The sequence below is a fragment of the Acinetobacter sp. YH01025 genome, assembly GCF_013420185.1.
Taxonomy (GTDB): domain Bacteria; phylum Pseudomonadota; class Gammaproteobacteria; order Pseudomonadales; family Moraxellaceae; genus Acinetobacter; species Acinetobacter indicus.
The window spans coordinates 223353-236025 of record NZ_VOYR01000002.1 but is presented as its reverse complement, the minus strand read 5'-3'; the positions used below and the strand labels follow the sequence as shown (position 1 = coordinate 236025).

Below are 12673 nucleotides of genomic sequence, written 5' to 3'. Positions count from 1 at the left end.
AAGAATTTTTATAAGGCTTTGAGTTGTATTATGTCTGACGAGTTGTTGATTAACGTCACGCCTATGGAATGTCGTGTCGCGTTAATTCAAAACGGCACGGTCAATGAATTATTTGTTGAACGTACCGCCAAACGTGGTTTAGTAGGAAATATTTATAAAGGCAAAGTGGTACGGGTGCTGCCAGGCATGCAGGCCGCTTTCGTCGATATTGGGCTGTCACGTACCGCTTTTTTACATATCAATGACATGGTCTGGCCGCGTAGCCAGCCAACGCCAAATGTCTTCGAGCTGTTACAGCCGGGGCAAATCCTTACCGTGCAGGTCATGAAAGACATGCTCGGTACCAAAGGTGCGCGCCTGTCGACCGATCTGTCAATTCCTTCGCGTTATCTGGTCTTGATGCCATTTGGCAGTCATATTGGCGTATCACAGCGGATTGAATCGGATGAAGAGCGTGACCGTTTACGCTCGATGATTGAACGGATTCAGAAACAGCATAAACTGCCGGGCTCGGTGATTGTCCGTACCGCCGCAGAAGGGGTGGAAGAGGCCGCCATTGCCCAGGATATGGCCTATCTGGCCAAGCTGTGGGAGCATATTCAGCGTAAACAGAAAATTATTGCGGTGCCGTCTTTAATTTTTGAAGAGCTGCCTTTGCCGCAGCGCGTGATTCGTGATCTGGCCAATGAAGAAACTGCCAAAATCTATGTCGATTCACGTGAAATCTATGCCAAGCTGAAAGACTTTGTCGATGAGTTTGTGCCGAATATGCAAAACCGCTTGTTGCATTATCCGGGCGAACGGCCGCTGTTCGATTTATACAATGTCGAAGAAGATATCCAGAAGGCGCTTCAAACCCGCGTGGCGCTGAAATCGGGTGGCTATCTGATGATTGATCAGACCGAAGCCATGACCACCATTGATATCAATACCGGTTCTTATGTCGGCGGGCGTAGTCTGGAAGACACGGTCTTTAAAACCAATATGGAAGCCACACAGGTGATTGCACGTCAGTTGCGACTGCGTAATCTGGGCGGGATTATCATCATTGATTTTATTGACATGCAGGAAGCACAGCATCGTGAAGAAGTGATGGGCCAGTTCGAGAAAATGCTGGAACGCGATCATGCTAAAACCAAAATTACCCAGGTGTCTGAACTGGGTCTGGTGGAAATGACCCGTAAGCGTACCCGTGAATCTCTGGAACATTTGCTGTGTGAGTCTTGTCCAACCTGTCAGGGCCGCGGTTATGTGAAAACAGCCGAGTCAGTGTGTTACGAGATTTTTCGAGAAATTATGCGCTATGCACGTGCCTTCGAATCTCAGCGTGGCTTTACTGTCGTTGCCCATCCATCGGTGATTGACCGGCTGTTAACCGCAGAAGCACCAGCCGTCGCGGATCTGGAGCATTTCGTGAATCGTGTCATAAAATTCCAGGTTGAAAATTTATACACGCAAGAGCAATACGATATCATTTTAAGCTGAAATTGTAACAGGATATCGCTAAACAGTTGTTACATCTGAAATTTTACTTTTTTAGGTAGATTCACAATACTAAGCATACACCAAAGCCAAAGCCGTAATCTCCCTTACGGTTTCAGCAAAATGAGGTCTATCATGGGTATGAGCGAAGTCGTGATTAATAAAAGTCTTAAAGTTTTAGAACCAAAAACTGTACACAGTGCGGCGTATATCGTAGATGAGCAAGGTAAAGAAGTACAAATTACCACCGCCATGATTCGCACCGTCTGTCAGCAATTATTAAAACAATGTCGAACCATTAAAAGTTAAGGGGCCTTTTGAAAGCCCCTTAATTTTTTCTCTTATCATTACAATTTAAAAAAGAGATTCATACTTTTCGTCTGAATCTCGATGTTCTTCCGGCCTGGGCCGAGTCTTTTAACTGACTTTTTGTTCCACCTCGTCCAAGGTTACATCTACTGTTTCAATAATCCGTTCAAAACGCTGAATTTCATCTTCCAGATGCTGTAACAGGTTCTGCATTTTTGGCAGGGCATTGCGGCAGGCCGTTAAACCAACTTCCAGCTTGTCCTGATAACTGGTCATGGTGATATTCAGCGCTTGACCATCCAGCACAATTGAAGCCGGATACAGTGCTTCGAGTTTGGCACCATTCCAGTACAGCGCTTCACGCGGTCCTGGTACATTGGAAATGACCAGGTTAAAGGCCTGACGTTTTGGCATTAAACCAGACACAATATTTAGGCCGGCGGCGCTATAAACAAAGGCGCTATAGTTGAGAATCTGGTTGGCATTCATGCGTTTAAAGCGCTCTTTGGCATTCAGCACGCTGCGGCGAATAATGCTGAGACGTTCCAGCGGATTGTCCTTGTGCGTCGCCAGATTGGCCAGAATCATGGTAATCCGGTTGGATACATCGGAATCATCGCTACGGACTGAGGCGGGCACCATGGCAATTAGTGGTTTTCTTGGCAGGGCATTCTGGCTGAGTAAATATTCACGTAAGGCACCTGAACAGATGGCCAGCACAATGTCATTAATCGTCACGCCTAGGGCCTTGGCAATTTTATGCAGACGGGCAAACTCATAGGACTGTGCAGCAAAGCGGCGTGAAGAACTGACGCGCTGATTCAGAATTGAACTTGGCGCCTGGAAGCTGGATACATAATCCGGATTACGGCCCATATCTTTCATTACGGTTTGTGATAACTCGTACATGACTCGCGGTGTGGCTTCCAGCTGGCTTTTCAGGCCTGCTGCAATATTTTTAAAGCGGCTGGCTTTTGGCTCTTTCAGGCGTTTGGCGCGGCGGCCTTCTACACACCAAGGCGGTACAATACTTTTGGCATCCGGATCGTGTGAGAGCGATTTTTCCAGTAAGCGCATGCCGGCAATGCCATCGACCATGGCATGATGGATTTTGAAGTACATGGCAAAGCGGTTGCCTTCAATGCCTTCAATAATATGACAGGTCCACAGCGGTTTGGCGCGGTCAATCAGTGCGCTGTGTTCTTGAGAAATATAGGTCAGTAATTCACGGATTCGTCCCGGATGAGGCAGGGCGATATGACGGAAATGGTGGTCCAGATCAAATTCAGGATCTTCATCCCAGAATAGTCCATTTAATTTATTGTTAAATGGTGGAATCGGCATCGATTGAGAATTACGGATGTCTTCGACCAGATCTTGAATAAAGGTTTCAGGTGCGTTCTCTGGAATCTGAAATAGGAATAACCCCCCAACATGCATTGGTTGCTGGCGTTTTTCTAAAGACAGAAAGATAAAATCAATCGGATGTAATGGACGCATAGCGTTAATTGCCTCACTGCAATATGACCGACCCTCATTGGAACGGCTTTTTAGAATTATAGGTGAACTGACTTAGTATATAGTGTTTATCATATAAACGCGGAACTTTGTTTATTCTGTTGCGTAAAAAAATAAACCACTGCTGGGCAGTGGTCTAGCGCATTTATTTTTTCAGATTTCCGGCGTGAAGTCCACATTCTTTATGGGTTGCATCTTCCCACCACCAGCGGCCTTCGCGTTCATGCTGGTTTGGTAACACCGCACGGGTACACGGTTCACAGCCAATCGAAATAAAACCTTTTTCATGTAATGGATTATATGGAATTTCCATTAAACGGATGTAATTCCAGACATCACTGCTGGACCAGTTGGCCAGCGGATTGTACTTGATGAGCTGTTTGCCAGGACCAGAAAAACCCGGGTCAGCCTGAACCACTGGAATTTCATTGCGCGTGCCCGGACTCTGGTCTTTACGCTGACCGGTAATCCAGCCATCTAGCGTGGCCAGCTTTTTACGCAGCGGCTGAACTTTACGGATGCCGCAGCATTCCTGATGACCATTGGCGTAGAAACTGAACAGGCCTTTTTCATTAACCAGTTGCTGAATCGCTTCAGTTTCGGGGAAACAGATTTCAATTGGAATATTATAGTGCTTGCGAACGGTTTCAATAAATTGATAGGTTTCGCCATGCAAACGGCCGGTATCCAGGCTAAAGACACGAAAAGGCAGACCTAAATTGGCCGCCATATCAATCAGCACCACATCTTCAGCGCCTGAAAAGGAAATCGCAATTTCACCTGGCTGGCTGAGCGCCAGTTTTAGAATTTCACTTGGAGATTTATCTGCATATTCGGCGGCAAGCGCGTCAACGAGATCAATAGTGGGAATGGTAGTCATAATATTCCTGGCTATAGGCTTGGAGATGACAAAACCTATATTAATTTATTTCGGCTGTATTTTAATAGAAATGCCAAAACCGACTTATCACTAAAAAATCAATGCTTATGAAAAAAATAGATTTAAAAAAGAACAAGTCAAAAGCACGATCTTGGTCTATGATAGAGCAAATTTTTTTCAATGACAGATATGGGGAGCATTCATGGAAGTTGTATGTCTTGATCTTGAAGGTGTGTTGGTTCCAGAAATTTGGATTAACTTTGCAAAAAAAACTGGGATTAAAGAGCTAGAAGCGACAACCCGTGATATTCCTGACTATGATGTATTAATGACACAGCGTTTGAATATCTTAAAACAGCATGGTTTGGGTTTAAATGATATTCAGGAAGTGATTGCCGATATGGGCCCATTTCCGGGTGCCAAAGAATTTGTGGAATGGCTACGTACCCATTTCCAGCTAATTATTCTATCTGATACATTCTATGAATTTGCTCATCCGTTAATGAAGCAACTGGGCTGGCCAACCATTTTCTGCCATAAACTGGAAACTGATGAAAATGGCATGATCACCGCGTACAAGCTGCGTCAACCTGACCAGAAGCGTCAGGCCGTAAAAGCATTACATGGTTTGAATTTCCGTGTGATTGCCGCAGGCGATTCTTATAATGACACCACCATGCTTGGCGAAGCCGATGCCGGTTTCCTGTTTGATGCACCTGAAAATGTGATTGCAGAATTTCCACAGTTCCCGGCCATTCATGGCTATGAAGCGCTAAAAGAAGCGATCCGTAAAGCTTCTGTGCGTGATATTCCAGCTTAATGGATACCCGCTGAACTAAGGAAAGCCGCAAATTATGCGGCTTTTTTATTGAGATTTTCATTCATTAAAACAATAAAAAAGGGCGCCCGAAGGCGCCCCCAAACAAGCTTTGCATCAAGAGAGTGTTTTAGAAGCGGTAGCCGATTTTTAGACCATAACCCAAAGCATAGTTGTCTTCAAATTCACCAACGTCTGTTGTACCCGTACGTGCAGTGGCATCACCCAACCAGAAGTATTTTACGCCAGCTTGAATAAAATAATTTTCCGCAGGGCTATATTGACCACCTAAACCTACGCTCCAGAAGCCTTCAACAGGGCCTAAAGTAGTTACAGGGTTACCTGCACCAGAATCCCAACCTACAGATGCAGAACCAGACCATTTGCTAGTAAATTTATGACCTACACCAACGGTTGCAGAAATTTGATCATCTAAATAGTCAATTAAATTTTGAGCTTTACCTTTAGCGAGTTTACTAGCACTTGCTAAAGCTGCTGGGCTTACGGCAAACTGATCCCAATGTACCCAACGTAGATTAGCAAAAGCTAAAGTATCTTTTGCAATACCTGTTTGGAAATCAAGGTTCACAGATTGTGGTGTAACCACTTCTGTTTGGCTTGTCATAGAACGTAGATCAATACCGTATGATGGAATATAAACATTTGAAGTTTCTGTAGTATCTAATTCATGTTTAATTTCAGAGCGATACGTGATCGCTGCTTTTAGAGCAATTTCAGGGATTTGGTAAGCTGCACCAGCTAACCAACCAAATGCATCGTCTTCTTTCAGGTCAATGTTGTAGCCAGAAAGTAATGAGTAGGCTGTACCGCGTAAAGATACATTACCTTTAACTGTTTGATAAACAGGACCTGCGTAGAAATTCCAGTTTTCTGTAGGTTGGTAACCAATTAAAGCTGAAAGATTGTGTGTTTCTACTTCTACTTGGGTTGCTTCACCATTCGCGCCAAAAACTAGATTATTTGAAGGGTAGAGAGATTCGGCGCCAAATGGTTGGTCATATAAAAGACCTATAGAAATGTGTTCAGTTGCTTGTACTTTAAGCGCAGCAGAAGGGAAATAATAATCTTCTGCCATATCGTTAACTTTCAATTGATTAGATTGAACTTTGGGATCTAAAACTGAAATACCTGCTTCTGCATAATTACCCGGTTGTAAAAATGCAGCAATAGATTGACCAGAACGGTCTAAGCCAGCAGCAAGCGCAGGTGTAAGTGGGAGAGTGCTAAGTAAAATAGCCGAATAGATTTTATTGAGCTTCATGGTCGTTCCCTGATGCTTTATGTAACAAAAAGTGCAGGAAAAGTAACATATTTGAAAAAAGAGTAAATGCTCAACTTCGCAGAATAAATGAACTGAATAAGTTATAAATAGCAGTTGATTAGAGTGAAAGTACTATTTTTAGGTCTTAAGTAAATGAATTTTATTAAATAATTTTTTAGGGTGGTATTTGGGTAAATATGTGTTTAATTGTTTTAAATTTGAACATTTAGTTAACACTTGTATAAAAAAGAGGAGTTTTAAGTGCAAAAAAAGCCACCTCGAAGGGTGGCTCTTTTGAAAAATATTGGAATTAGAAGCGGTAACCGATTTTGAGGCCATACGCCCAAGCATCGTTATCTTCGAACTCTGCTACATACTCATTGCCGCCTGCTTGAGCACCGGTCTGTGCTTTAGCATCACCTAACATGAAATATTTAACGCCCCCAGCAATGAAGTAGTTTGGTGCAGGTGAATATTGAACACCTAAACCGACATTCCAATAACCTTCTGTTGGGCCAAGTGTTGATACAGGGTTACCTGCACCTGAATCCCAACCTACAGAAACGTTACCCGCCCATTGCTCACTTAGTTTGCGACCTACACCTACAGTTGCAGAAATTTGGTCATCTTCATACTCAACTAGATTGAAGCCATTAGGACGTTCAACGATAGGGCCAACTGCTTCGGAAATTAAACCGAACTTATATGGGCGAATTGAGAAGTTAGACCAATCTACCCAACGTACATTTGCGAAGGCAACAGTATTGGCCATAATACCTGTTTGGAAATCTAGATTAACAGATTGAGGTGTAGTAATTTTAGTTTCACCACTTGCCGCTGCAATAGCTGCTGCTGCTTCAGCACCTCCATCTAAAAGTGCTAAAGCAGGAAGGGTAGGAATATTCTCATTAATATTAACGTTGTGATCAATCTCTGAACGATACGTTAGGGATGCTTTTAATGCAATTTCAGGAATTTGATAAGCAATACCTGCTAACCAACCTACAGCGCTGTCTTCTGGAATGGAGGCATCATAGCCATTGTATAGGCTGTATGCCTGACCACGTAAAGATACATTACCTTTAATAGTTTGATAAACAGCACCACCATAAATATTCCAGTTCTCAGTCGGTTGATAACCCATTACAAACGATAGATTTTGAGTATCAACTTCAACTTGAGTATTGCCTACACCCAGTAAACCATTGACATTGGCCAATCCTGCATCAACTTGAGCTTCTACTCCAGCGAGAACACCTGCATCAATTTGTTCTTTTACTGCATCAATAGTGTTGTATGCGGTTAAAGTGGTGGTGTATTCAGCTTGTCCAGCTGCCGTTGTTAAATCAACTCCTTGAGCTTGTAATGCTGCGCCAACTCGTTGTTCTGGCGTTAGACTATTAAAGGCAGTATCAATAGTTTCTTGGCGAATTCCAGCGAGGGCAGCGGGATCCAGAATTGTATTTGTTTCATCGGAAACAAAGATGTTATTTCCGCTATATGCGGCATCTGCTCCATATGGTTGATCGTATAAAATACCAAATGAGAAGTTTTTAGTTGGTTGCAGTTTTAAAGCAGCACTTGGGAAATAATAATCATCTGCCATGTCACCGATGTGGCGACTAGTGTTACTAGTGCCAGCTTCTTTACCAGTAACTTTTGGGTCTAATACAGAAATCCCTGCTTCAAAATAGTTACCTGGTTGTAAAAATGCAGCCATAGATTGGCCAGAACGATCTAGAGCTGCGGCAAAAGCACCCGTCATTGGTACTGTCGCCAAAATCATTGCTGCGCTAAGCGTTTTTAATTTCATTCTTCATTTTCCCTTGATGCACAAAGTTTTAACAAAATTTTCTGATGCTTGTTTGTTTGTTGACTCTGGAGAGATCAGTGTTTTATCACTGAAATCCTTTGTTACTCCATGTGACAAAAATAGCACAATTAAAATAAGAGTAAATGCTCTACATGGGTTATTGCGTATAAAAATCAGCCTGCTTAGAGCTTAAACTCTAAATTTATTTTATTTCTTGCTTATTAATATTTGATAAATAAAAAGAAAATAATAAAAATAGATATTTTTTGCATATTCTATTTGAGTGAAATTTGATCAATTTTGGTGGTTGAAAATTTGAGGCTTATTTATTTGAAACTATAATTTTTGAGATTTAATTCAAAATTTTAGAAACCGGCGTGCTCTTAAAAATCAGGTGATTAGTGGGTTAAAAACAGAAGCAGCTATGTGGCTGCTCCTGATCGGTGGAATTTAAGCTGCATCTAGCCCCGTTGTGATCAGCTTTGCCCCTGTAGCAGCCTGAATTTGTGCAAGGGTCACATCTTTGGCCAGTTCTACGAGCTTTAAGCCCTGTTCAGTCACATCAATCACGCCGAGATCACTAATAATCCGGTTGACGACGCCTTGACCGGTCAGGGGTAGACTACATTCGGAAAGTAGTTTTGGGCTGCCATCTTTGGCACAGTGTTCCATGAGCACCACGACTTTCTGTACCCCAACCACCAGATCCATGGCGCCGCCCATGCCTTTGACTTTTTTACCTGGAATCATCCAGTTAGCCAAATCGCCACGTTCCGACACCTCCATGGCACCTAAAATGGCAATGTTGACATGCCCACCGCGAATCATAGCGAAGGACTCTGCGCTCGAGAAAAATGATGCACCCGCTTGTGCGGTTACCGTCTGTTTCCCGGCATTAATTAGATCGGGATCAACCGTGTCCTGAGTCGGAAACTCACCAATGCCCAGCAGGCCATTTTCAGACTGTAGCCAGACGTTGATATGTTCTGGAATATAGTTGGCGACCAGGGTGGGCAGGCCAATCCCTAAATTAACATAAAAGCCATCTTGCAGCTCAAGCGCAGCACGCTGGGCCATTTCATTTCGCGTCCATGCCATGGTTTAAGCCTCCGCCTTTAAGGTCATCTGTTCAATCCGCTTTTCGGGTGTGCTGTTTAGTACCACGCGGTTGATATAAATTCCAGGCAGATGGATCTCATCCGGGTCCAGCTCGCCGATTTCCACAATCTGCTCGACTTCCGCAATGGTAAATTTGCCGGCCATGGCACATTCAGGATTAAAGTTACGGGAAGTTTTGCGGAATATTAAATTTCCGGCTTTATCTGCCTTGTAAGCTTTAATTAATGCAACATCGGCAGTTAAGGCGTGTTCCAGAATATAGGATTTTCCTTCAAATTCACGAACTTCTTTGCCTTCGGCAATCAGCGTGCCGACCCCGGTTTGTGTATAAAATGCCGGAATCCCCGCGCCGCCAGCACGTAATTTTTCTGCCAGTGTGCCCTGAGGGGTTAGTTCCACTTCCAGTTCACCGCTTAAATACTGGCGCTCAAATTCCTTGTTTTCACCAACATAGGAAGAGATCATCTTTTTAATCTGTTTGGTCTGTAGCAATTTACCCAAACCAAAATCATCGATCCCAGCATTGTTGGAAATACAGGTCAGTCCCGTCACCCCGGTATTTTTTAGCGCTTCAATTAAGGCTTCAGGAATGCCACAGAGGCCAAAACCACCCACTGCGAGCGTTTGCTGATCGGCCACCACATCGGCCAACGCCAGCTCAGCAGTTGCTACTACTTTATTCATTTGTTTTAACCTGCTTGTTTAGCTGTCGACTTTGGCACTGCCAGCGTTGTGGTCTAACTCGGAGGCATGCAGGAAATGGGTATGATGCGGCGCGCGTTTGGTTTTGCTCCATTGCTCCAGCATTTCATGCTTCATGTCTTCGGTAATCAGGGCGATTTTTTCTGGCGCAGCTTCATCATCGTAGGCCAGTTCCAGACGATGGCCATTCGGATCAAAAAAGTAAATTGAATGGAAAATGCCATGATTGGTCACGCCTAAAACCTCGACACCATTGGCTTCCAGATGCGCTTTGGCTTCGAGCAGTGCAGCGCGGTCTTTGACTTTCAGGGCAATATGCTGCACCCATTTCGGGGTGTTTTCATCACGGCCCATTTCTGGCTGGGTCGGCAGTTCAAAAAAGGCCAGTACATTGCCATTGCCGGCATCCAGGAATAAATGCATGTATGGGTCAAAGGCTTTGGTCGACGGTACATAGTCTTCGGCAAAAGCCAGAATAAAGTCCATATTCAGGTTTTTTTTGTACCACTCGACGGTTTCTTTGGCATCTTTACAGCGATAGGCAACGTGGTGAATTTTTTCAATTTGAATGGTCATGGTTCAATATCCTTATTGATGAATCTTAAGCGGCATCTGCCTGTGCTTCGGGTGCGGCCTGTTGAAATGAAGGCAGAGTGAAACAATGGCTATAAATCGCGGCAATTTTTGGAAAGTCGGTTAAATCGACATGAAAGCGCTGGGCGTTATAGACCTGTGGAATCAGGCAGCAGTCTGCAAAAGTGGGCTGATCGCCAAAACAGAAACGGCCATTGGAATCGGTCAATTGTGCCTCCAGACTCTGAAAGCCCAAAGTCACCCAATGCTGATACCATGCCGTTTTCTGTTCATCGCTGAGTTGTAGCGTTCCGCTTAAATATTGCAGCACGCGCAGGTTATTAATCGGATGAATATCGCAGGCAATGCTCTGGCAAAAGGCGCGGATTTTGGCGCGTTGCTGTAGATCGGCCGGTAACAGGGCTGGCTGCGGATATTTTTCTTGCAGATATTCCAGAATGCTCAGCGACTGGCTCAGCTGAAAATCATCCTCCACCCAGGCCGGAATCAGGCCGCTTGGGTTGATTTGACGATAGGCAGGCTGATGCTGTTCGCCGCCATTGTTTAGCAAATGTACCGGAATAATCTCAGCTTTTAAGCCCTTCAGGTTCAGCGCAATCCGCACCCGGTAAGCAGCTGAACTGCGAAAATAACTATACAGTTTCATGGGCAGCATCCTGCGCTTCATCTGTGGCAAAGTTAAATTGCACTGCAGGCAAGACGGTGCCGCTGACTTCACCAAAGCCAATGCGCAGGCCATCTTTTTCACAGTAGCCTTTCATGATTAGCGTGTCGCCATCTTCCAGGAAGCCGCGTTGTTGACCGTTGGCCAAGGTTAACGGTTTGCTGGTGTTCCAGGTCAGTTCCAGCAAGGAGCCATAAGAATCCGGCGTTGGACCAGAAATGGTGCCGGAACCCATTAAATCGCCAACCTGAACATTACAGCCTGAAACGGTGTGATGGGTCAGCTGCTGTGCCATTGACCAGTACATATATTTAAAGTTGGTCTGGCAGATCACATCGCTCTGTTCCGATTGTGCGGCTTTGAGCTCAACCGACAAATGGATGTCATAGCTGTTATCGATCTGTTCTTCACGTAAATAGACCAGGGGACGTGGCTCTTGCACCGGGGTACGGGTTTTAAACGGTTCCAGCGCCTCCATGGTCACAATCCATGGTGAAATGGATGAAGCAAAGGTCTTGGCATTAAACGGCCCTAAAGGCACATATTCCCATTGCTGGATATCACGTGCTGACCAGTCATTGAACAGCACCATACCAAAAATATGCTCCCAGGCATTTTCAATCGAGATGGGTTCACCCAGTTTGTTCGGTTTGCCAACAATAAAGCCGGTTTCCAGTTCAAAATCGAGTTTACGGCAGGCCGAGAAAATAGGACGTTCGGCATTCGGTAACTTGATCTGGCCGGATGGACGTACCACCGGTGTACCACTCACCACCACAGAACTGGCGCGGCCGTTATAACCGACCGGTAATTCTGACCAGTTTGGTAGCAGGGCATTCTTCGGATCGCGGAAAATGCAGCCGACATTGGTGGCATGTTCTTTAGATGAATAGAAATCGGTATAGCCCGGAATATGCACCGGCAGATGCATATACACTTCTGCCTGAGCGAAGAAAGCCTGTGCACGTAAACTGTCATTGTCACGTAATGTCGGGTTGTCGGCAGACAGCAGGCTTTGTAATTCCTGACGGATTTTGCGCCAGTTGTGTTGACCCGATTCAATAAATTTATTCAAGGTCGGCTGATTAAAATAACTTTCGCCGGCCTGAATGCTGAGAAAACCGTTCGCTTCCAGCATGGCCAAATCCACCACCCATTCACCTAAGGCTACACCAATACGGCGATGGCCCGTTGGGCTTTCGCTAAATACGCCATACGGCAGGTTCTGAATCGGGAAATCTGAATGTGCTGCAACGTCTACAAATGCTTGCTGAGTCATATGGGGTTCCTGCATATCTCGATGAAAACGGTCCAGTGTTTTCTATCTGGGGAGTGATCTGGATCACTTGATTTTTGTCATAAATCTCATCATACTCATTTTTATTAATTACGCAATAGTTAATTAAATTACGAATATCGTAAAAATGTAAATAAAAGAATTCTGCAGAGATGCATTTATAAATCAGAACAGCACGCTAAAATGCTCGGTGTTT

At 44.4% G+C, this 12673-nt stretch carries 12 protein-coding genes; 3 read left to right on the top strand and 9 right to left on the bottom strand.

Features of this window, described 5'->3' with window-relative positions; all coding sequences use genetic code 11:
• Positions 1-30: 30 nt before the first annotated feature.
• Together rng and FTT89_RS03580 are read left to right on the top strand one after the other, a co-directional pair.
• Complete coding sequence (rng, locus tag FTT89_RS03585) at positions 31-1485, top strand: ribonuclease G (RefSeq protein WP_075168139.1); 1455 nt, start codon at positions 31-33, stop codon at positions 1483-1485.
• A gap of 132 nt (positions 1486-1617) precedes the next feature.
• Positions 1618-1791: a PA1571 family protein gene (locus tag FTT89_RS03580; protein ID WP_005179698.1), complete on the top strand. Its 174-nt coding sequence runs from the start codon at positions 1618-1620 to the stop codon at positions 1789-1791.
• Positions 1792-1899: 108 nt separating this feature from the next.
• Here FTT89_RS03580 and FTT89_RS03575 read toward each other — a convergent pair whose 3' ends face one another.
• Positions 1900-3291: a wax ester/triacylglycerol synthase family O-acyltransferase gene (locus tag FTT89_RS03575; RefSeq protein ID WP_005179696.1), complete on the bottom strand. Its 1392-nt coding sequence runs from the start codon at positions 3289-3291 to the stop codon at positions 1900-1902.
• Positions 3292-3454: 163 nt separating this feature from the next.
• A complete protein-coding gene (locus tag FTT89_RS03570; protein WP_160241077.1) occupies positions 3455-4189 on the bottom strand; it encodes a phosphoadenylyl-sulfate reductase in 735 nt (244 codons plus the stop codon).
• A gap of 202 nt (positions 4190-4391) precedes the next feature.
• Here FTT89_RS03570 and thrH point away from each other — a divergent pair, with 202 nt between their 5' ends.
• Positions 4392-5009 (top strand): bifunctional phosphoserine phosphatase/homoserine phosphotransferase ThrH, encoded by a 618-nt coding sequence (thrH, locus tag FTT89_RS03565; RefSeq protein ID WP_075168141.1) that lies wholly within the window; start codon positions 4392-4394, stop codon positions 5007-5009.
• 127 nt (positions 5010-5136) lie between these two features.
• Here the strand turns inward: thrH and FTT89_RS03560 are convergent, their stop codons facing one another.
• The 7 genes from FTT89_RS03560 to fahA all read right to left on the bottom strand — a co-directional run bounded on the left by FTT89_RS03560 (position 5137) and on the right by fahA (position 12459).
• Entirely contained in the window at positions 5137-6288 is a 1152-nt protein-coding gene (locus FTT89_RS03560) for an OmpP1/FadL family transporter (protein ID WP_180172684.1), read from the bottom strand.
• 310 nt (positions 6289-6598) lie between these two features.
• Entirely contained in the window at positions 6599-8101 is a 1503-nt protein-coding gene (locus tag FTT89_RS03555; protein WP_160242894.1) for an outer membrane protein transport protein, read from the bottom strand.
• Between the two features lie 450 nt (positions 8102-8551).
• Positions 8552-9199: a 3-oxoacid CoA-transferase subunit B gene (locus FTT89_RS03550; RefSeq protein WP_104470933.1), complete on the bottom strand. Its 648-nt coding sequence runs from the start codon at positions 9197-9199 to the stop codon at positions 8552-8554.
• 3 nt (positions 9200-9202) lie between these two features.
• Complete coding sequence (locus tag FTT89_RS03545; RefSeq protein ID WP_180172683.1) at positions 9203-9904, bottom strand: CoA transferase subunit A; 702 nt, start codon at positions 9902-9904, stop codon at positions 9203-9205.
• A gap of 18 nt (positions 9905-9922) precedes the next feature.
• A complete protein-coding gene (locus FTT89_RS03540) occupies positions 9923-10498 on the bottom strand; it encodes a VOC family protein (RefSeq protein ID WP_180172682.1) in 576 nt (191 codons plus the stop codon).
• 25 nt (positions 10499-10523) lie between these two features.
• Positions 10524-11162 carry a maleylacetoacetate isomerase gene (gene maiA / locus FTT89_RS03535; protein ID WP_104472661.1) on the bottom strand — a complete coding sequence of 213 codons (639 nt, stop codon included), beginning with the start codon at positions 11160-11162 and terminating at the stop codon, positions 10524-10526.
• Positions 11149-12459 carry a fumarylacetoacetase gene (gene fahA / locus FTT89_RS03530; protein ID WP_180172681.1) on the bottom strand — a complete coding sequence of 437 codons (1311 nt, stop codon included), beginning with the start codon at positions 12457-12459 and terminating at the stop codon, positions 11149-11151. Before fahA ends, maiA begins: the two co-directional genes overlap by 14 nt.
• Between the last annotated feature and the right edge of the window lie 214 nt (positions 12460-12673).

Bases quoted from the DNA above. Each gene is read 5' to 3' on its own strand.
- FTT89_RS03545 (WP_180172683.1), bottom strand. From the start codon at position 9,904: ATGAATAAAGTAGTAGCAACTGCTGAGCTGGCGTTGGCCGATGTGGTG.
- FTT89_RS03560 (WP_180172684.1), bottom strand. From the start codon at position 6,288: ATGAAGCTCAATAAAATCTATTCGGCTATTTTACTTAGCACTCTCCCA.
- fahA (WP_180172681.1), bottom strand. From the start codon at position 12,459: ATGACTCAGCAAGCATTTGTAGACGTTGCAGCACATTCAGATTTCCCG.
- rng (WP_075168139.1), top strand. From the start codon at position 31: ATGTCTGACGAGTTGTTGATTAACGTCACGCCTATGGAATGTCGTGTC.
- FTT89_RS03540 (WP_180172682.1), bottom strand. From the start codon at position 10,498: ATGACCATTCAAATTGAAAAAATTCACCACGTTGCCTATCGCTGTAAA.
- maiA (WP_104472661.1), bottom strand. From the start codon at position 11,162: ATGAAACTGTATAGTTATTTTCGCAGTTCAGCTGCTTACCGGGTGCGG.
- FTT89_RS03580 (WP_005179698.1), top strand. From the start codon at position 1,618: ATGGGTATGAGCGAAGTCGTGATTAATAAAAGTCTTAAAGTTTTAGAA.
- thrH (WP_075168141.1), top strand. From the start codon at position 4,392: ATGGAAGTTGTATGTCTTGATCTTGAAGGTGTGTTGGTTCCAGAAATT.
- FTT89_RS03570 (WP_160241077.1), bottom strand. From the start codon at position 4,189: ATGACTACCATTCCCACTATTGATCTCGTTGACGCGCTTGCCGCCGAA.
- FTT89_RS03550 (WP_104470933.1), bottom strand. From the start codon at position 9,199: ATGGCATGGACGCGAAATGAAATGGCCCAGCGTGCTGCGCTTGAGCTG.
- FTT89_RS03555 (WP_160242894.1), bottom strand. From the start codon at position 8,101: ATGAAATTAAAAACGCTTAGCGCAGCAATGATTTTGGCGACAGTACCA.
- FTT89_RS03575 (WP_005179696.1), bottom strand. From the start codon at position 3,291: ATGCGTCCATTACATCCGATTGATTTTATCTTTCTGTCTTTAGAAAAA.